Genomic DNA, 19,790 nt, shown 5'->3' on the forward strand with positions numbered 1-19,790 from the left:
GCCGGTGGATCGGCGGTCGAACGAATACGGAACAATTACGAAACAAAGCCGGTCAGGTCAAGACCTTGTGTTACGCCCCGGAGCGAAGCGCAATATAGTCGAGCAGGTCGCCGGGCGCGGCTTCAGGCTGGTGCACGGCGCGAACGACCAGCGCATCGGCGGCATGCAAGGAGGACAGCGCGCCGCTGTCCTGGCTCGATACCGGGAACAGCCGCCCGCCATCGATCTGCGCGCGCATGAAGTCCTGGCGGGTGCCATTTGCGGGGAAGGTGGTGCCGGCCCTGGCTTGCGAGATATCAGGCAGAACGTACTGATATCCGGCGAAGGTCCTGACCAGCGGAAGCAGCAGCAGCAGCGCGGTGACATAGCACGACACCGGATTGCCCGGCAGGCCCAGCACGATGGCATCGCCCATCCTCCCGACCATCACCGGCTTGCCCGGGCGCATCGCGATCCGCCAGAAATCGAGCGTTCCGCCGCTCTGGAGCAGTGCGGGCTGGATGAGGTCGTGGTCGCCTACCGAGGCGCCGCCGGTGGTGACGATGATATCGGCGTCGCGGTGGTCGGCGAGCGCCGCTGCGATGATATCGAGCCGGTCGGGCAGCAGCGGCGGCATGGTGATGTCCACCGGAAGCCCCTGCAGCATGGCCGAGAGCATGATGCCGTTGCTGGCCGGGATGTGCGCGGGGCTGGGCAGCGGAGTGCCGGGCGCGACCAGCTCGTCGCCGGTGCTCAGGATCGTCACACGCACCGGCGCGTGAACGCTGAGCGTGCCGTGCCCAGCCATCGCAGCCAGCGCGATCAGCCGAGCGTCTACCCGCGTGCCCGCCGCAGCGAGCAGCGCACCTTCGGCAAAATCATGCCCCGCGCGGCGAATGTGTGCACCGGGTCGCGCGGGTCCGTCGCCGGTCAGGGTCAGCGTGGCGCCATCGATGCCAGTGTCTTCCTGCACCACCACCGCATCGGCATCGGCAGGGACGATCGCGCCGGTGGAGATGCGTATCGCTTCGCCTGCGCCCATCGCGCCATCGAAAGGCCGCCCGGCGGCGCTTTCGCCGATGACCGTCCATGGGCCGGGCAGGTCGACGGCGCGCACGGCATAGCCATCCATCGCGGACAGGTCGGCTGCCGGCTGGCTGCGCCAGGCAACCAGTGGTTCGGCGAGGATATGGCCGTTCGCCTCGAGCAATCCGACCGAGTTGGCAGGCTTTGTGGTGGCGAGCGCGAGCAGCCGCTTCTGTGCCTCGGCCAGCGCGATCAGGCCGCCCGCCATCAGGGCGCGATCCAGTCGCCCGATTTGCCGCCGCTCTTGGCGAGCAGACGGACGGGGCCGATAACCATGCCCTTGTCCAGCGCCTTGGCCATGTCGTAGATGGTGAGCAGCGCGATGCTGCCGGCAGTCAACGCCTCCATCTCCACCCCGGTCTTGCCCGAAGTGCGCACGCGGGTTTCCACGCGGACGCCGGCGCCCGTATATTCGAACTCTACCGACACGCTGCTGATCGGCAGCGGGTGGCACAGCGGAATCAGGCTGCTGGTCTGCTTGGCCGCCATGATGCCAGCGATGCGCGCGGTGCCCAGCACGTCGCCCTTCTTGATGTCGCCCGCGCGGATCGCGGCGATCACCTCGGGCGCCATGCTGATCATGCCTTCGGCCACCGCCTCGCGCACGGAGTCGGCCTTGGCGGAGACGTCCACCATGTGCGCCGCTCCGCTGGCGTCGAGATGGGTGAGGTCAGCCATCAGTCCGCCGATCCGGTGAGCAGCAGCCGCGTTGCGCGGGTGATATCGTCCTGCCGCATCAGCGATTCCCCGACCAGAAAGCTGCGCACGCCATGCTTGCTCAGCCGCACGCAATCCTCGTGCGTGTAGATGCCGCTTTCCGATACGGGGATGTAACCTTCGGGGATCAGCTTCACCAGCCGCTCGGTGTTGGCGATATCGGTCTTGAAGCTGCGCAGGTCGCGGTTGTTGACCCCGATGAGCGGCGAGCGCAGCCTGAGGGCGCGTTCCAGCTCGTTCTCGTCGTGCACCTCGACCAGCACGTCCATGCCAAGGTCGAGCGCGGCGGTCTCGATATCCGCCATCGTCGCGTCGTCCAATGCGGCAACGATGATCAGCACCGCATCAGCGCCCAGCGCGCGGCTTTCGGCGACCTGCCAGACATCGACCATGAAGTCCTTGCGCAGGCAGGGCAGGTCGCAGGCGGCGCGCGCGGCGAGCAGGAAATCGTCATGCCCTTCGAAATACGGCATATCGGTGAGCACCGACAGGCATGCAGCGCCGCCCGCCTGATAGGCTGCGGCATGCGCTGCAGGGTCGAAATCGGCGCGGATCAGGCCCTTGGATGGGCTGGCGCGCTTGATCTCGGCGATCAGGCCGAAACCGGTGAGCGATTTTTCGACCAGCGCTTTGGCAAAGCCACGCGGCGCTGTCGCGTCGGCCGCGCGGCGCTCCATCTCGGCCAGCGAGGCAAGGCCCTTGCGGCGTTCGACCTCGATTCCCTTGACCGAGCAGATTTCTTCCAGCTTGTTCATGCCGCGGCTTTCGTAAAATCAATCCAGCAGTCGAGCAGGGCGTTGGCCAGCCCCTTGTCGATCGCTTCAGCCGCCTCTTCGGCGCCGTCGGCCAGCGTGTCGACCTCGCCCGCGATCAGCAGCGCGGCGGCTGCGTTGAACAGCACTGCATCGCGGTAGGCTCCGCTCTCGCCCTGCAGCAGACGGCGCAACGCGGCCGCGTTGAACGCCGCATCGCCGCCGCGGATCGCCTCGATCGGGTGCACCGGCAGTTCGGCATCGCTCGCCTGCCAGCGCTTCATGATCACGCCGTCCGCGCCGATATCGGCGACCTCGTTGCCGCCAGCCAGTGACAGCTCGTCGAGCCCTTCGTCGCCCGAGACGATCAGCGAATGTTCGGTGCCCAGCATCTCGAGCGCCTCGGCATAGACGTGCACATAGCCGGGGCGCGCGATGCCGATCAGCTGGCGCCTGACGCGAGCCGGGTTGGCGAGCGGTCCCATCAGGTTGAAGATCGTGCGCTTGCCGATCTTCTGCCGGATCGGCTGGATACGCCGCATTGCGGGGTGGTGGTTTACCGCGAACAGGAAGCAGATGCCGATCTCGGCCAACGATTGCTCAGCCGTTGCACCTGCGGCGGTCATGTCCATCCCCAAAGCCTCGAGCGTGTCGGCGGCGCCCGCCTTGGACGAGGCGGCGCGGTTGCCGTGCTTGGCGACGGGCACGTCGCAGGCGGCGACGACCAGCGAGACGGCGGTCGAGACGTTGAGGCTGTGATGGCCATCGCCGCCGGTGCCGCACACATCGACCGCCCCTGCAGGCGCGGCGATGGGGATCATCCGGTCGCGCAGTGCCTGCGCGGCGGCGGCGATCTCGATCGCGGTCTCGCCGCGTTCGGACAGGGCGATCAGGAACTGCGCGATCGCCTCGTCATCGACCGTGCCGTCGAGGATCGCGGTGAAGGCCTCGGCAGCGGCGTCGCGGCTCAGCGGATGGATGGTGTCGGGCAGGCGGGTCATGCGAGCAGCTCCGCGCGCATCGGGCGGACATCCAGCCCGGCGATCGTCATGAAATTGGCAAGAATCCGGTGGCCGAACTGCGTCGCGATGCTCTCCGGGTGGAACTGGACGCCATGGATCGGAAGGGTCGCGTGGGCAAAGCCCATGACATGCGGCGTCGTGCCGTCCTCCACCGCGACCCGCGCATTGACGTGCAGCTCGGGTGGCAGGCTGGCTTCGGGCACCACCAAGGAGTGATAGCGCGTCGCCTGGAAGGGCGAGGGCAGGCCTTTGAACATCCCGCTGTCATCGTGCACCACCGGCGAGGTCTTGCCGTGCATCAGCCCGCCGCGGATCACCTCACCGCCGAAATGCTGGCCGATCGCCTGGTGGCCCAGGCACACACCGAGCAGCGGCTTTCCGGCATCTGCACACGCCGCGACCAGATCGAGCGAGATCCCCGCCTCGTTGGGGGTGCAGGGGCCGGGCGAGATCAGGAACGCCTGCGCGTTGGTCGCAATCGCCTCGCGCGCAGTAAGCGCATCGTTGCGCTCGACGCGCACGTCGGCACCCAGCTCCATCAGGTAATGGACCAGGTTGTAGGTGAAGCTGTCGTAGTTATCGATGACAAGGATCATTGGCCGTATCCTGCTTCGCTGGCCAGCCGCAGGGCTTCGCGCGCGGCGGCGAACAGGGCGCCGGCCTTGGCTTCGCATTCGCGCTGTTCGTATTCGGGAACGCTGTCGGCGACGATGCCTGCGCCCGCCTGGACATGCATCGTGCCATCGCGGACAATCGCGGTGCGCAGCACGATGCAGCTGTCGACCGAGCCATCGGGGGCGAAATAGCCGACGCCGCCCGCATATGCGCCGCGCGTCTCGGGCTCCAATGAGGCAATGATCTCGCACGCGCGCACCTTGGGCGCGCCGCTGACCGTGCCTGCCGGGAACCCTGCGAACAGCGCATCGATGGCATCGCGGTTGTCCACAAGTTCGCCTACCACGTTGCTGACGATGTGCATCACATGGCTGTACTGCTCGACCGTGAAGCTGTCGGTGACCCGCACCGTGCCCGCTTTGGCGACCCGCCCCACATCGTTGCGCCCGAGATCGAGCAGCATCTGGTGCTCGGCGAGCTCCTTGGGGTCGGCGAGCAGGCTGGTGCGGTTCTCGATGTCTTCGGCAGGCGTCTTGCCGCGCGGGCGGGTACCGGCGATCGGACGGATGGTGACCTCGCCATCGCGCACCCGGACCAGGATTTCGGGGCTCGACCCGATCAGTGCGAGCCCGGGAAGGTCGAGGAAATAGAGGAAGGGCGAGGGGTTCACCCGGCGCAGCGCGCGGTAGAGCTCGATCGGCGGAAGCGTGAACGGCGCTGTAAAGCGCTGCGCGAGCACCACCTGGAAGACGTCGCCCGCCTCGATGTAATCCTTGGCCTTGAGCACCATCTCGCCATAGGCACCCGGTGCCAGCACCGGGGAGGGGACAAGCGCCTGCGGGTCAGCTGCGGGGTCGCGCGAGGGCGCAGGCAGCGCCGCCTGCAGCGCGCGCTCGGCAGCATCGAGCCGGTCTTCGGCGGCCGCGATCAGGCGTGCGGGATCGACATCGCCTTCGGCCCAGACCGGTGCGATCAGGAACAGTTCGTCCTTCAGCCGGTCGAAGATCAGCAGCACCGTGGGGCGCACGAACAGCATGTCGGGCAGCGCAAGCGCGGACTGCGGCGCGCGCGGCAATGTCTCGACCAGCCCGATAGTTTCATAGCCGAAATAGCCCACCAGAAACGCCAGCGCGCGCGGCAGCTCGGGAGGCACGTCCATCCGGCATCGTCCGGCCAGCGTGCGCAGCGCCTGCAGAGATCCTTCAGCGCAGGGCGCGAACGCCGTCCGGTCGGTGGCCCAGGCGGGGTTGATCTCGGCGCTTTCGCCCGAGGCGCGGAACACCAGATCGGGGGCGATGCCGACAAAGCTGTGCCTTGCGCGCGTCTCTCCGCCCTCGACCGATTCGAGCAGGAAATCGCCGCGTTCGGGCTCGATCAGCTTGAGCGCTGCCGACACCGGGGTTTCGGTATCGGCGATGCGCCGCCGCCAGATCAGCGCCGATCGGCCAGAGGCCAGCGCCTGCGTGGCGGGTTCGACATTGTGGCTTGCCGTGCCAGCCATCAATTCTCTCGCGTGCGGCCGGTGAGCTGGTCCTTGACGCGCTTGATCGCCGCCGGATTGCGCTTCACGTTGGTCGTGGCCTTCATCGCGGCCATCAGCTGCTGGCCATATTCGTCGGCGACGACCTGACCCAGCTGGGTGCGGGTGGCCTGCAGCAGCTCAGGCACCTTGCTGGCATCGCCACGGTTAATCTTGCTCAGATGCACGATGAACCATCCAGTGCGGTTGGGTCCCTCGAGCACCTTGGTGGTGCCTTCAGCCATGCTGAACAGCAGGGCCACCGGCGGCGGCACGCGGCCCTGCTGCTGCATGATCGTCTGGCGGTTTGTGGCAATCTGCTCGATCCCGGGCAACGGCACCTTCGCGCCGGTCACCGCCTTTGCAAGATCGGCGCTGGTGCGCGACGACTTGGCGATGCTGTCGGCGAGTTTCTTGGCCGACGAAAGGCCCTGCGCCAAGGCCCAGTCGCGTGCGACGCGCTCGCGGATGCTGGCCAGCGGCGGCGGCGCGGCGCGCTTGATGTCCTGCACCTCGAAGATCGCGAATTCCTTGCCCTGCTGGACCTCGACAAGCTGGGGGCCGGCATCCTCTTCAAGCCCGAACGCCACCGGCAGCATCGCCTGATAGGCGCCGATCGGGGCAAAGTCCGGGCGGCTGGGCGACTGGCCGTTGGCGAGCAGCTCAGGGCTCACTTCCAGGGTCAGCTTCTCGTCTTTGGCGATGTCTGCAAGCGAGGCGCCATCGGCGATCCGGTCTTCCAGATTGGCGGTGAAATCCGCAACCGTCTGGCGCAGTTTGTCCTGCGCAATCTCGTTTTCCAGCGTGGCGCGGACCTGTGCCAGGCTGCGTCCGGCAATCGCCGAGATGCTGTCGATGCGGACCACGTGCCAGCCCAGCGCCGATTTGGCAGGCGTCGCGACCTTGCCCGATGCGGCGGCGAACACGGCATTGGCGACCGCAGGCGATGCATCGCGGGTCAGCTCTTCCTTCGATCGCAGGCCAAGGTCGACCGGCGCAAGGCCGGCGTCCTTGGCAGCGGACGCCATGCTGGCGCCGCCGTTGATCTTGGCGGCAATCGCTTTGGCGGCGGCTTCGGTGGGGACGATCAACTGTTCAAGGTCGCGCTTTTCGGTCGCGGCGAATTCTGCCGAGCGCGTCTTGTAAAGCGCGGCGATTTCCGCATCGGTGACCTTCACCTGGTCGCGGAAACGATCGGTGATGAAGGTGGCATAGCGCAGCACGCGGCGCTCTGGAATGCGGTAGCGCGCGCCATTGCGCGAGAAGAAGCTCTGCAACTGCGCTTCGCTGGGCGCCGTCTTGGGCGCGAAGGCGGCAGACGGGACAAAGGCGATGTTGCCTTCACGGCCCTCCAGGATCAGTCCGGCATAAGGCAGCGCCATCTGCGACGCCATTTTGGAGCCGAAGGTCGCGGGGATCATCAGCTGATCGCTCAGCAAGCCGCGTTCGATATCGAGGCGAACCCGTGCCTCGGTCAGCCCCTGCTGGGCCAGCGCGTTGCGGAACAGCGTCTCGTCGAAGCGGCCATCGGCGCCCTTGAATGCCTGGATTCCGGCGATTTCGCTATCCACCAGTCGCTTGCTGGCGCCCAGGCCGATGCTCTGGCCGAATGCCGATGCGGCATAGCTGCCGACCATCTGTTCCAGGATGCCGTCGATGCCGCCCTGCGCCTCGAACGCCGCCATGTCGAGCTGGGGGTTCTGCTGGCGGAACTGGTTGAAGGCGTTGCTCACGGTGGAGGAGAACTCCGCCGTGCCGATGCCGTCGCCGTCGATCTCTGCAACGCTTTCGCTGCTGACCCCGCCAAAGGTCGCCCCGCCGGTGACATCGGACGCGGCAAACGCCACCGCGATCAGCGCCAGAAAGATAAAGCTGATCGCCAGGCCGATCTTGGACTGGAAGAAGGAACGGAAGAAGCTGATCATCGAGAAGCCCGCAATGAGTGGCGCTGCCGGATGGCCGCACCTCGTGAAAACGCGCGCGAGCTTTAGGGGGCTTTGTCGCAGGCTTCAACCCTTCGCCTGGCGCGCCGCATCCGCCACTGGTCAAGCCCCGTACGATTTGCTAGCCGCCGCCCATAAATGGCAAATGGCACATCGGGGGACAGCTCAGCGTGACGCAGCACAAATCCTATATCGTCGGCAACTGGAAGATGAACGGCACGCAGGCCGATGTCGCGATTTTGAAGGCGATTGCCGACGCGGCTGGCAGCGATAGCGCGGTCGATGTCGGCATCTGCCCGCCAGCAACGCTGATCGCGGCGTTTGCGCAAGCTGCTGGTGGCATCGGCATCGGCGCGCAGGATTGCCACGCCAAGGCGTCGGGGGCGCACACCGGGTGCTTGTCGGCAACGATGATCAAGGAGGCGGGCGCGAGCTTTTCGATCGTCGGCCATTCCGAGCGCCGCGCCGACCAGGGCGAGAGCGATGCCGATGTCGCTGCCAAGGCGGGCGCCCTGCGTGAGGCGGGCATGGGGGCGATCCTGTGTGTCGGCGAGACGCTGGAGGAACGCGATTCCGGCAATGCGATCGCCATCGTCACCGGCCAGCTGGCGGCATCCTTGCCTGCATCGGCCTCGGGCGATTGGCTTTCGGTCGCCTATGAGCCGGTCTGGGCGATCGGCACGGGCCGGGTCCCGGTGGCGGACGATATCGCCGCGATGCACGCCGCGCTGCGTGCGACGTTGACCGACAGGCTGGGCGCTGCGGGCGCAGGCGTCCGCATCCTGTATGGCGGATCGGTCAACCCCGGCAATGCAGTAGATATTCTGGCGATCCCCGATGTCGGCGGTGCGCTGGTCGGCGGGGCCAGCCTCAAGGCGGAGACCTTCCTGCCGATCATCCAGGCTGCCCCGCGCTGATGCGATGCGTCGCGCTGGTCGTGCCGGCGCCCCGCAACAGCCCTTGGCCAGCGCCGGTTGCGCTGGCGAGGTCTAGTCGCTATGTGCGCGCCAATAGTTTTCCTTTTATCTGGGTCTGACCGTTCATGTCGTCGATTTTCCTGTTCATCACCATCGTGCAGACGCTGATTGCGGCCGCGATGGTGGGAGTCATCCTGATGCAGCGTTCCGAAGGCGGCGCGCTGGGCGTGGGCGGAAGTCCCAACGGCCTGATGTCTGCGCGCGGCGCGGGCGATCTGTTGACCCGGATGACCGCGATCCTTGCGACCTTGTTCGTGGTGCTCAGCATCGTGCTCGCGGTGATGGCGGCCAACATGCACTCGACCGGCGATATCGACACCTCGCTGCAGCGCGGCGCAGCGGCACCTTTGGCCGATCCGCTGGCAGCGCCCGGCCCGGTCACCCCCGGCCAGGCAGCCCCCGGAATGCCGGCCAGCAGCGACCCGCTGTCGGCCGCAGGCGCGCAGAATTCCGCGCCCGCCGAGGCCGCTCCTGCAGCCCCTGCGCCGGCCCAGACCGCTCCTGCCCCTGCAGGCGAGGCCCCCGCCAACTGATCTGCTCGCCGCATATCGGCGGCATGTGCACAGTTTTTTGTTTTTCATGCGGATTCGCGCGCTTGTCAGCCTTGCGCGTGAACGGCTAACGGGTTGCTCCCATGGCGCGTTTCATTTTCATCACCGGCGGCGTGGTTTCATCGCTTGGCAAGGGCCTCATGGCCGCCAGCCTTGGCGCTCTCCTCCAGGCACGCGGATACCGCGTGCGCATCCGCAAGTTCGATCCGTATCTCAACGTCGATCCGGGCACGATGTCGCCGTATCAGCACGGCGAGGTTTACGTCACCGATGACGGCGCGGAGACTGATCTCGACCTTGGCCATTACGAGCGCTTCACCGGCGTTTCGGCGCGCCAGTCGGACAACGTGACCTCGGGACGGATCTACCAGACGATCATCCAGCGCGAGCGCCGCGGCGACTATCTGGGTGCCACCGTGCAGGTCATCCCGCACGTCACCGATGCGATCAAGGAGTTCGCGCAGGCCGAAACCGAGGATCTCGATTTCGTATTGTGCGAGATCGGCGGCACCGTCGGCGATATCGAAAGCCTGCCCTTCATCGAGGCGATCCGCCAGCTGCGCAACGACATTGGCCGCGAGAACAGCATCTTCGTTCACGTGACGCTGGTGCCGTATATCGCGGCTGCGGGCGAGTTGAAGACCAAGCCGACCCAGCACAGCGTGCGCGAACTGACCTCGCTGGGCATCCAGCCCGATATCCTGCTGTGCCGCTGCGAAAAGCCGCTGCCCGATTCGGACCGCGCCAAGATCGCCTTGTTCTGCAACGTCCGCAAGGAAGCGGTGATCCCCGCGCTGGACGCCAAGAGCATCTATGCGGTGCCCACCCAGTATCACGCCGAGGGCCTCGACGACGAGGTGCTGCGTGCATTCGGCATCCATGACGCACCCGAGCCCGATCTGTCGCGCTGGACCGACATCATGGAACGCCACGAGCATCCCGAAGGCGAGGTGACGATCGGCGTGGTCGGCAAATATGTCGGCCTGCAGGATGCGTACAAGTCGCTGCACGAGGCGCTGGTTCATGGCGGCCTTGCCAACCGGGTGAAGGTCCACGTCAAATGGCTCGATGCCGAGCTGTTCGAAAAGCTGCCCGATGACGAGCTCGCAGCCGTGCTCGAGCCGATGCACGGCATCCTGGTGCCCGGCGGCTTTGGCGAGCGCGGCAGCGAGGGCAAGATATCCTCGGTCCGCTTTGCGCGCGAACGTGACGTGCCGTTCTTCGGCATTTGCCTGGGCATGCAGATGGCGTGCATCGAGGCGGCGCGCAACACGTCGGGAATTGCCGCTGCATCCACCACCGAGTTCGGCTCGACCGACGAACCGATTGTCGGCCTGATCACCGAATGGATGGGCGAATCGGGTCTGCAGAAGCGCAGCGCCGAGGGAGACCTTGGCGGCACGATGCGGCTGGGCGCGTTTCCGGCCAGGCTTTCGGGCAATAGCCGGGTGCGGGGCATCTATGGCAGCGACATGATCAGCGAGCGCCACCGGCACCGCTACGAGGTCAACACCGCCTATCATGACCGTCTCGAAAAGGGTGGTCTGGTGTTTTCGGGCATGTCGCCCGATGGCGTGCTGCCCGAGATCGTCGAACGGCCCGATCACAGCTGGTTCGTAGGGGTGCAATATCACCCCGAGCTCAAGAGCAAGCCCTTCGATCCGCATCCGCTGTTCGCAAGCTTCATCGAAGCGGCCGTGGCGCAAAGTCGCCTCGTCTGAACTCCGGGCCGCGCGCGGCGGCGCTTCCGGCTCGTCTCGACCATCGTCAATGTGCTTGGCATCGTGAATGTGCTCGGGGCGCGGTCCACCCCGTGCCGACGGCGTTTTGCCCTAATTTACCACACCGCTAAATCTAGTTTTTACTCTATTTGACAGTGTTGTGCGTTAGCGCACAGCGGCGTAATGCGATTCGTGGGAAACGAAATCTGTCAGCGGCGAAGGGCTGGTTGAAGCAAAGTTGCTCGACGGTTCTGATCGCGGACAGAAAGGAAGGGGTATAGCCAAACATGCACGCCAACGAGCTTGCCGAACTGCTGGCCAGCCACAGCCTGTTTGCCGATTGCGAAACCGACGAGCTTTCCGACATCATCCTGCGTGGCCACTTCGTGCGCTATCGCAAAGGCCAGGAGATCATGGGCCAGGGGGATGATGGCGACAATTTGCTGATCATCCTGACCGGATTTGCCCGGGTCAGCATGGTCGCAAGCAACGGCCACGAGATTGTGCTGGATTATGCAGAACCGGGCTATGTGATCGGCGAGATCGCATTTCTGGATGGTGGGCCGAGAACCGCGTCGATCGAGGCGCTGACCGAACTGACCGCCTTGTCGCTCTCGCGCCCGGCCTTCGAGGAAATCGCCGAACGCCATGTCGCGATGCCGCGGCGGATGCTGCGGGTGATGGCCAAGCGGTTGCGACAGGCGAACGACGTGATCGAGGCGGACCGGGCGTTCACCTCCGGACCCAGGCTGGCGCGCTATCTGCTGCGACTGATGGTATCGGGAGCCAATGAGGGCAAACTCAAGCTGGACCTGAGCCAGAGCGAATTGGGGACGTTCGCGGGTTTGTCACGAGAACAGATTAATCGTCAGCTGTCCGCCTGGTCCGACGCCGGGTTGATCGAGCTGGAGCAGGGCAGGGTGAAGATTGTGGATCGCGAGACGTTGCTGGAGATATCCGAAGCCGCGTGACCGTCCTGCCTGCAGAGAGTTTTTGAGTTTTCCGGGGTTGGGCAAGGTCCATGCGACCCGGCCGAACCCGGCCCCGGAGAAAACCCCGCGTCCCAGTGGCGCGGGGTGACCAGATACCGATTTTTTCCGGGGATGGGTGCGGTAAATGCGACCCGGCCAATCCCGCCTCCGGGAAAAACAGCGTCCTGAGCGGGCGCGGAGGGCGGGCCCGAAAGGGCTCGCCCTCTTCTGTTTGGGGGGGATTCCCTCTCCCCTATCGCGTGCGGGAGGGGCAGGTTCAGCTTGCTGAACCGGGGTGGGCCTGAAAAATTTCGAAGAACTGAACAGGCCCACCCCGGCCTGCGGCCACCCCTCCCGCAAGCGGTAGGGGAGAAGAAATGGCATGCAAAAAGGGTGGGCCGTTGCCGACCCACCCCGTTGCAGTCTACCCTGATAACCGGAAACGCTGCGGCGTCACGCCGCCTTGCTGTCTCCGTCTTCCTGGCTGGCGCCCTCAACCACGGACAGCTTGGGCGTGCCGCTGCTGATCGTGATCTTCTTGGGCTTCATCGCCTCGGGCACTTCGCGGACCAGATCGATGGTCAGCAGGCCGTCTTCGAGACCCGCATCGCTGACCCGGACAAAATCGGCCAGCTCGAAACGGCGTTCGAAGTTGCGGTTGGCGATGCCCATGTGGAGGAAGTTGCCGCGCGATTCGGTCTCCGCAGCCTTGCGACCCGATACCACCAGCAGGTTCTGCTGCGCGGTGATGTCGATCTCGTCAGCCTTGAATCCGGCGACCGCAATGGTGACGCGATAGGCGTCGTCGCTGTTGCGCTCGATGTTGAACGGCGGGTAGTTATCGCCCTGCGCGGCCCGCGCCTGATTTTCCAGCAAGTCGAACAGCCGGTCGAAGCCAACGGTCGTGCGGCGATAAGGGGTAAAGTCGAAACGGTTCATCTTCAAAATCCTTTATAAGCGATTTCATAGTTTTGAAGCCCATGTCTGTGGCGCTTCGGTAACAGTGAGCCACCCTGTCGGCGTGGCTCACATCGCAAATTTAGGATATCGCGAGGCGGTTTCAAGATGGATTTTTTGTCGGTCGATCCGCCGACAGGGCAGGCGCGGTACGCGGGCTGCAGACGAAAAAAGAGCGTCCGGCCCCCAAGACCCGGACGCTCTTTATCAGATCCATTGTGTCGCGCGCAGATGGCGGTTTCGCCATGATCGCAACGTTTGGACCCTGGTAACCGCCGCTTTCCCCAAAACGACGGAAACTATCCCCGAACCCATGGCCGTAGCCGCTTGATCCGCGTTGTCATGATTCCGTAATGCGGCGGCCGACGCTAGGGTTATTCGCGGCTTGCCTCCATTTTTGGTCCATTCTGTGTTCATTGTGCAACAGGCATGCGGATCATCCGGCATTGTCAGTTCCCAATGGGCTGGCTAGAGCCATAGCCCTGTCGCAACGGCATCCGACCCGGTCATGCCAGCCATCCGAAAGGTCCGGTTCACGTCTATGCTGTCCACATTCGAATGGACGATCGCCAAACGCTATCTGCTGCCAGGGCGCGGAGAAGCGTTCATTTTCCTGGTTGCCGGGATCAGCCTTATTGCCGTCATGCTGGGCGTCGCGGCGCTTATCATCGTGATGAGCGTGATGAACGGCTTTCGCGCCGAACTGCTCGACAAGATCGTGGGGCTCAACGGCCATGCGGTGGTGCAGGGCTATGGCGGACGGCTGAAGAACTGGCAGGAGATCCTCGCCGAAACCCGCAAGATGGATGGCGTCGTGGCGGCGTCGCCGCTGATCGAGCAGCCGCTGCTGGTCAACTACGAAGGCCGGGTCGAGGCGATCCTGGTGCGCGGCACCGATGCGCCGGACATCGCCGCGCTCAAGGACAAGACCATATTGGGCTCGGTGAGCGCGCTCAAGGCCGGCGCATCGCGGGTCGCGATCGGTTCGCGGCTGGCGCAGAACCTGGGCGTCCGCATCGGCGACAGCATCACCATCATCAACCCGGCGGGCCGCTCGACACCGTTCGGCACGGTCCCGCGCGAAATTCTCTACGAGGTCGCCGCGATCGTCGAGATCGGCGTGTATGATTACGATAAGGCGTTCGTGATCATGCCGATGCGCGATGCGCAGCTGTTGCTGCTGCTGGGCGATCAGGTGGGGATGATCGAGGTCACTACCCGCGATGCCGACGAGGTCAGTCAGATCCTCGCTCCTCTGGCAGAGCGCTTGCGCGGACAGGCGATCATCTCCGACTGGCGCACGATCAATGCCTCCTTGTTCGAGGCGCTCGCGGTCGAGCGGGTGGCGATGTTCATCGTGCTGTCGATCATCATCCTGGTGGCCGTGTTCAACATATTGTCGTCGCTGATCATGCTGGTTCGCGCCAAGACCCGCGACATCGCGATCCTGCGCACCATGGGGGCGAGCCGAAAGTCGCTCCTCAAGATCTTCATCACCGTCGGGCTGATCATCGGATCGCTGGGCACGCTGGCCGGATTGGGGCTGGGCTTTGTCTTCCTCTATTTCCGCCAGAGCATCGTGATGTTCGTGCAGCTTGTCACCGGGCAGGAGCTGTGGGACCCGTCGATCCGCTTCCTTACCGAGCTGCCCAGCCGCACCGATCCGATGGAGGTGCTGGGCATCACCGCGATGGCGATGATCTTCAGCTTCCTCGCCACGCTCTACCCGGCGCTCAAGGCTTCGGGAACCGATCCTGTGCAGGTGTTGCGTTATGAGTGATGCGGTCATCCATCTCACCGACGTCCGCCGCAGCTTTGCGCAAGGCGGGGTCACCATCGACGTGCTCAAGGGCATCGACCTGGCGGTGCAGCCGGGCGAGATCGTCGGGTTGCTGGGGCCTTCGGGCTCGGGCAAGTCGACTATGCTGCAGGCGGTCGGTCTGCTCGAAGGGGGCTTTACCGGTTCGATCCGCATCGCGGGCGAAGAGGCTGCCAACCTGTCGAGCAACGGTCGCACGCTGCTTCGCAAGACCGCGTTGGGGTTCATCTACCAGTTCCACCATCTGCTGCCCGATTTCACCGCGCGCGAGAACGTCGTGCTGCCGCAGCTGATCATGGGCAAGACCCGCGACGAGGCTGCAGAACGTGCCGATCAGCTGCTCTCGCGGCTGGGTCTGGGGCAACGGCTGGACCACCGCCCCAGCCAGCTTTCGGGAGGCGAACAGCAACGGGTTGCCGTTGCCCGGGCACTGGCCAACCGCCCGAAGGTGGTTCTGGCCGACGAACCGACCGGAAATCTGGACGAGGCGACCGCCGACATAGTGTTCGCGGAGTTCCTCCATCTTGTAAGGGAAGAAGGCAGCGCGGCTTTGGTGGCCACCCATAACGAAAGACTGGCCACGCGCATGGACCGGGTTGTCCGCCTGCACGATGGAAGGATCGCATGACCGTTTTTGAATACAATATGCCGCTGCCCGATGGCAGCACCAGGCCGCTGTCCGACTATGCCGGCAAGGTGCTGCTGATCGTCAACACTGCGTCCAAATGCGGGTTCACGCCGCAATATGAAGGTCTGGAGGCGCTGCACCGCGATCTTGGCGATCGCGGGTTCGAGGTGCTGGGCTATCCGTGCAACCAGTTCGGCGCGCAGGAACCCGGCGACGCCGAAGAGATCAAGAATTTCTGCTCGCTGACCTATGATGTCACCTTCCCGCTGTCGGCCAAGATCGCCGTGAACGGAGAAGAGGCCGATCCGCTGTGGAAGTATCTCAAGAGCCAGCAGGCAGGCCTCATGGGCAGCCGCGCGATCAAGTGGAACTTCACCAAGTTCCTGATCGACCGCAAGGGCAACGTCGTCGCGCGTTATGGCTCGATGATCAAGCCCGAGCAGCTGAAGGCGGATATCGAGAAGCTGCTGTAACCGGAAACGCTCCAAAGGCGAATTTCCTGCTATGCTTTTTCGTCATTCCCGCGAAAGCGGGAATCCCGCTATTGTGAGACCGGTCCGCTGAAGCGGGATCCCCGCGTTGGGGGGGGGGACGAGCGAGTGACGAGGGAAGTAACGAGATGATCGAAGCCATCAGCACCTGGGCGAACGAACTGGGGGCGCAATATGGCGTCAATCCGTGGATCTTCGCATCGATCTATGTCGGCGCGATTCCGCTGTTCCTCGCCAGCATCGCCTGGCTGGTGCGCAATGCGCGCGCGGGCAAGCCGACGCTGCTGCCGGTGATGTGCGCCGGCGCGTGCTTCGTCTCGGCCTATGTCTATCTGGCGATCGTCGGCAAGGACATCCCGCTGTGGGTGTGGTTCTTCCTCGGCGCGCTGATCCTTTACGGCATCTGGTCCACCGTCCGCGACGTGCGGCGCAAGATCGCGGCGCAGGATTTATCCACCGGCGAGTGAGCGCCACCCGTTCCCGAATCACGGGCCTGAAGGTAGCGTCCAACCATGGCTTATGAACCCTTCGTCCCGCTGCGCGTCTTCTCGGCATACACGATGCTTGAAGGCGCGATCGAGCCCAAGGCGATTGCCAAGACCGCACACGCGCGCGGCTTTCCCGCGATCGCTCTGGCCGACCGCAACGGGTTGTATGCGGGCATGCCGTTTGCCGATGGCTGCATGGAAAGCGGCATCCAGCCGATCATCGGAACGTTGCTGTGCGTGGCGAGGCCCGATGTTGCAGGCTCTGCGCCGGTGCTCGACTGGCTGGCGCTCTATGCGCAGAACGCCGCTGGATACGACAATCTGTGCGATCTGGTGTCGCACGCGCATCTCGACCGCCCGCTCGAGCTTCCCGCGCACGTTCCGTTCGAACGGCTCGAAGGCCGCACCGAGGGCGTGATCGCGCTGACCGGCGCGGGCGAGGGCGCGCTGGTGCGGCTGCTCGCCGCTGGGCAGACCGATGCCGCCAAGGCCTATTGCGACCGCTTGCAGACGCTTTTTGGCGACCGGCTGTATGCCGAATTGTGCCGCCGCGGCGAGGAGATCGAGACGCTGGCAGAAACCGCATTGCTTGACCTTGCTTACGCGCGCGGCCTGCCGCTCGTCGCCACCAACCCCGCCTGCTATTCGGACCCCGGCTTCCACGCCGCGCATGATGCGATGCTGTGCATTGCGCGTGGCGAATATGTCGGCGCGGCCAACCGTGAACGCAGCTCGCCCGAGGCGTGGATCAAGTCCGCGCCGATGATGCGCGAGCTGTTCAGCGATCTGCCCGAGGCTTTGGTCAACACTTTGGTCGTCGCGCAGCGCTGCGCCTTTGCGCCGCCCAAGCGCAAGCCGATCCTGCCCAGCCTTGCAGGTGATCTCGAGGGCGAGGCGGCGCAGCTGCGAGCGGATGCGTTCGCCGGGCTTGAGATGCGGCTGTCGACCTATACCGACCAGAGCGAGGAAGAGCGCAAGGCGTATTTCGAACGGCTGGAGTTCGAGGTCAACGTCATCGTCGGCATGGGTTTCCCGGGCTACTTCCTGATCGTTGCCGACTTCATCAAATGGGCCAAGGATCACAACATCCCGGTGGGTCCGGGACGTGGATCGGGCGCGGGCTCGGTCGTCGCCTGGGCGCTGACCATCACCGATCTCGACCCGATCCGGCTGGGGCTGCTGTTCGAACGTTTTCTGAACCCCGAACGCGTTTCCATGCCCGACTTCGATATCGACTTTTGCGAAACCCGGCGCGGCGAGGTGATCCGCTATGTCCAGGCCAAATACGGCCGCGACCACGTGGCGCAGATCATCACCTTCGGAAAATTGAAGGCGCGCGCGGTGCTGCGCGACACGGGGCGTGTGCTGCAGATGGGCTATGGCCGCATCGACGGGCTGTGCAAATTGGTACCCAACCACCCGACCGATCCGTGGAAGCTGGATCGCGCGCTGGCAGGCGTCGAGGAGCTGCGCCATCAGTATCGCGACGATGCCGAGGTCAAACGGCTGTTCGACCTTGCGATGCAGCTCGAGGGCCTGCCACGGCACAGCTCTACCCACGCCGCCGGCGTCGTCATCGGCGACCGTCCGCTGGCGCAGTTGGTGCCGCTTTATCGCGACCCGCGATCGGACATGCCGGTCACCCAGTTCGACATGAAGTATGTCGAGACCGCTGGCCTTGTGAAGTTCGACTTCCTGGGCCTCAAGACGCTGTCGGTGCTGCACAAGGCGACCGAGATGCTGGAAAAACGCGGCATCAAGGTCGATCTGAGCACGCTGCCCTGGGACGATGCGGGCGTGTACGAACTGCTCAAGCGCGGCGATACCGTCGGCGTGTTCCAGCTGGAATCCGAGGGCATGCGCCGCACGCTGGCGCAGGTGAAGCCGACCGCGTTCGGTGACATCATCGCGCTGGTCTCGCTCTATCGCCCGGGTCCGATGGACAATATCCCCAGCTTCGGTGCGCGCAAGAACGGGCGCGAGACGATCACCTATCCGCACCCCTTGCTTGAGGACATCCTCAAGGAAACCTACGGCATCATCGTCTATCAGGAACAGGTGATGCAGGCAGCCCAGGTGCTGGCGGGCTATTCGCTCGGCGATGCCGACCTGTTGCGCCGCGCGATGGGCAAGAAGATCAAGGCGGAGATGGACCAGCAGCGCGGCCGGTTTGTCGAGGGCGCAGGCCGCAACAATATCGACACCAAGAAGGCCAACGAGCTGTTCGACTTGATCGACAAGTTCGCAGGCTATGGCTTCAACAAGAGCCATGCGGCAGCCTATGCACTGCTCGCGTACCAAACCGCGTGGTTGAAGGCGCATTACCCGCACGAGTTCTTCGCGGCATCGATGTGTTTCGACATGCACCAGAGCGAAAAGCTCAACATCTTCGTCGATGACATGCGGCGGATGGGCGTTGCCTGCCTGCCGCCGTGCATCAACGCCAGCGAGGCCGAGTTCTCGGTCGAGGAAACGCCCGAGGGGCTGGCGGTGCGCTATGCGCTCGCGGGTCTCAAGAACGTCGGCGAAAAGGCGATGGAGGGCGTGGTCGCGACGCGCATCGCGAGCGGTCCGTTCGCGTCGCTGGGCGACTTTGCCGACCGGGTCGATCCGGGCCAGCTCAACAAGCGCCAGATCGAAAGCCTGGCCGCAGCAGGCGCCTTTGACGGTTTCGAGATCGAACGCGCTTCGGTGCATGGCGGCGCAGACATGGTGCTGGCGGTTGCAGCGGACGCGCATCGCCAGCGCACCAGCGGGCAGGGCGGTCTGTTCGGCGATGTCCAGCAGCCAGGCCAGTCGCTGCGGTTGCCCGCATCCAAACCTTGGGCGATGGGCGAGCGGATGACCGCGGAGCGCGACGCGTTCGGCTTCTTCTTCTCCGCGCACCCGGTGACAGAGTTTGCTGCAACCGCGCGATCGCAGGGCGCACGGCCCTATCAGCAGGTCGTCGAGACGATGGATGTCCGCGTCGGCGAGCGCAAGACCGCCAAGGTCGCCGCGCTGGTGGAAGGCTGCAACCGGCGCCAGAGCAAGCGTGGCAACGCCTTTGTCATGGTCGACCTGTCGGATGAAAGCGGGCAGTTTTCGGCAAGCTCTTTCGATGACGACATCGTCGCAGCCATGCCCGAATGGGCGAGCCAGTCCGCCTGTCTGCTGATCGAGCTCGAGTTCGACCGGTCGAGCGAGGACCAGGCGCCGCGCGCCACCATCCGCCGCGCACGTCCGCTCGACGAGATCAAGGTGACCTTCCGCCACCGCGCGAGCATCGACGTGCTGCGACCCGAGGCGCTGGGGCAGCTCTCGCAACTGGTGGGCGAACCCGGCGGCGGCCAGGACGAACTCCACGCTCGGCTGATCATGGGGCAGGGGCGGGTGATGCCGGTCAAGCTCGGCAATCGCTTCCGGCTGGATGCCGAGACGATCGAGGCGCTGCGCGCGCTCGATGGGATTGCGGTGCGCAATGTCGAATCCTTTGCCACCCAGCGCCCCGACCTGCGCCTCGTGAGTTGACTTGGGCTCCGCTTCGGGCTTTCTGATCGCCATACAATTGCGCC

17 protein-coding genes are annotated in these 19,790 nt (G+C 64.9%); 9 read left to right on the forward strand and 8 right to left on the reverse strand.

What is annotated here, in order from left to right; all coding sequences use genetic code 11:
* Positions 1–70: 70 nt before the first annotated feature.
* The 7 genes from BSY18_RS03895 to BSY18_RS03925 are packed head-to-tail and all read right to left on the reverse strand — an operon-like array spanning position 71 to position 7,615.
* Positions 71–1,273, reverse strand: a complete 1,203-nt coding sequence (locus BSY18_RS03895; protein WP_069049712.1) for a molybdopterin molybdotransferase MoeA — start codon at positions 1,271–1,273, stop codon at positions 71–73.
* The gene (gene moaC, locus BSY18_RS03900) at positions 1,273–1,743 is read right to left on the reverse strand and encodes a cyclic pyranopterin monophosphate synthase MoaC (RefSeq protein ID WP_069049713.1); all 471 of its coding nucleotides are present in this window, start codon (positions 1,741–1,743) and stop codon (positions 1,273–1,275) included. The genes BSY18_RS03895 and moaC overlap by 1 nt, the downstream gene beginning before the upstream one ends.
* A complete protein-coding gene (gene trpC, locus BSY18_RS03905; protein ID WP_069049714.1) occupies positions 1,743–2,537 on the reverse strand; it encodes an indole-3-glycerol phosphate synthase TrpC in 795 nt (264 codons plus the stop codon). Before trpC ends, moaC begins: the two co-directional genes overlap by 1 nt.
* The gene (trpD, locus tag BSY18_RS03910; protein ID WP_069049715.1) at positions 2,534–3,535 is read right to left on the reverse strand and encodes an anthranilate phosphoribosyltransferase; all 1,002 of its coding nucleotides are present in this window, start codon (positions 3,533–3,535) and stop codon (positions 2,534–2,536) included. The genes trpC and trpD overlap by 4 nt, the downstream gene beginning before the upstream one ends.
* Positions 3,532–4,152: an anthranilate synthase component II gene (locus BSY18_RS03915; protein ID WP_069049716.1), complete on the reverse strand. Its 621-nt coding sequence runs from the start codon at positions 4,150–4,152 to the stop codon at positions 3,532–3,534. The genes trpD and BSY18_RS03915 overlap by 4 nt, the downstream gene beginning before the upstream one ends.
* On the reverse strand, positions 4,149–5,672 hold the full coding sequence (locus BSY18_RS03920) for an anthranilate synthase component I family protein (protein ID WP_069049717.1): 1,524 nt from the start codon (positions 5,670–5,672) through the stop codon (positions 4,149–4,151). Before BSY18_RS03920 ends, BSY18_RS03915 begins: the two co-directional genes overlap by 4 nt.
* A complete protein-coding gene (locus BSY18_RS03925) occupies positions 5,672–7,615 on the reverse strand; it encodes a peptidylprolyl isomerase (protein ID WP_069049718.1) in 1,944 nt (647 codons plus the stop codon). Before BSY18_RS03925 ends, BSY18_RS03920 begins: the two co-directional genes overlap by 1 nt.
* A 188-nt stretch (positions 7,616–7,803) precedes the next feature.
* Here BSY18_RS03925 and tpiA point away from each other — a divergent pair, with 188 nt between their 5' ends.
* From tpiA to BSY18_RS03945, 4 genes are all read left to right on the forward strand, one after another.
* Positions 7,804–8,550 (forward strand): triose-phosphate isomerase, encoded by a 747-nt coding sequence (gene tpiA / locus BSY18_RS03930; protein ID WP_083231295.1) that lies wholly within the window; start codon positions 7,804–7,806, stop codon positions 8,548–8,550.
* Between the two features lie 125 nt (positions 8,551–8,675).
* Positions 8,676–9,143: a preprotein translocase subunit SecG gene (gene secG, locus BSY18_RS03935; protein WP_054133142.1), complete on the forward strand. Its 468-nt coding sequence runs from the start codon at positions 8,676–8,678 to the stop codon at positions 9,141–9,143.
* 101 nt (positions 9,144–9,244) lie between these two features.
* Complete coding sequence (locus BSY18_RS03940) at positions 9,245–10,882, forward strand: CTP synthase (RefSeq protein WP_054133141.1); 1,638 nt, start codon at positions 9,245–9,247, stop codon at positions 10,880–10,882.
* A gap of 287 nt (positions 10,883–11,169) precedes the next feature.
* Entirely contained in the window at positions 11,170–11,853 is a 684-nt protein-coding gene (locus BSY18_RS03945) for a Crp/Fnr family transcriptional regulator (protein ID WP_054133140.1), read from the forward strand.
* Between the two features lie 453 nt (positions 11,854–12,306).
* On the opposite strand, the gene BSY18_RS03950 is transcribed toward BSY18_RS03945, so the two are convergent.
* Positions 12,307–12,792 (reverse strand): Hsp20 family protein, encoded by a 486-nt coding sequence (locus BSY18_RS03950; RefSeq protein ID WP_054133139.1) that lies wholly within the window; start codon positions 12,790–12,792, stop codon positions 12,307–12,309.
* Between the two features lie 559 nt (positions 12,793–13,351).
* On the opposite strand from BSY18_RS03950, the gene BSY18_RS03955 reads away from it, so the two are divergent.
* From BSY18_RS03955 to dnaE, 5 genes are all read left to right on the forward strand, one after another.
* Positions 13,352–14,590, forward strand: coding sequence for a lipoprotein-releasing ABC transporter permease subunit (locus tag BSY18_RS03955; protein WP_069049719.1), 1,239 nt, complete (start codon positions 13,352–13,354; stop codon positions 14,588–14,590).
* Complete coding sequence (locus BSY18_RS03960) at positions 14,583–15,257, forward strand: ABC transporter ATP-binding protein (RefSeq protein ID WP_054133137.1); 675 nt, start codon at positions 14,583–14,585, stop codon at positions 15,255–15,257. The genes BSY18_RS03955 and BSY18_RS03960 overlap by 8 nt, the downstream gene beginning before the upstream one ends.
* On the forward strand, positions 15,254–15,730 hold the full coding sequence (locus tag BSY18_RS03965; RefSeq protein WP_054133136.1) for a glutathione peroxidase: 477 nt from the start codon (positions 15,254–15,256) through the stop codon (positions 15,728–15,730). The genes BSY18_RS03960 and BSY18_RS03965 overlap by 4 nt, the downstream gene beginning before the upstream one ends.
* A 146-nt stretch (positions 15,731–15,876) precedes the next feature.
* Positions 15,877–16,215, forward strand: a complete 339-nt coding sequence (locus BSY18_RS03970; RefSeq protein WP_040370991.1) for a hypothetical protein — start codon at positions 15,877–15,879, stop codon at positions 16,213–16,215.
* 45 nt (positions 16,216–16,260) lie between these two features.
* Positions 16,261–19,746 carry a DNA polymerase III subunit alpha gene (gene dnaE, locus BSY18_RS03975; protein WP_069049720.1) on the forward strand — a complete coding sequence of 1,162 codons (3,486 nt, stop codon included), beginning with the start codon at positions 16,261–16,263 and terminating at the stop codon, positions 19,744–19,746.
* Positions 19,747–19,790: the final 44 nt, after the last annotated feature.

The organism is Blastomonas sp. RAC04 (assembly GCF_001713435.1).
Taxonomy (GTDB): domain Bacteria; phylum Pseudomonadota; class Alphaproteobacteria; order Sphingomonadales; family Sphingomonadaceae; genus Blastomonas; species Blastomonas fulva.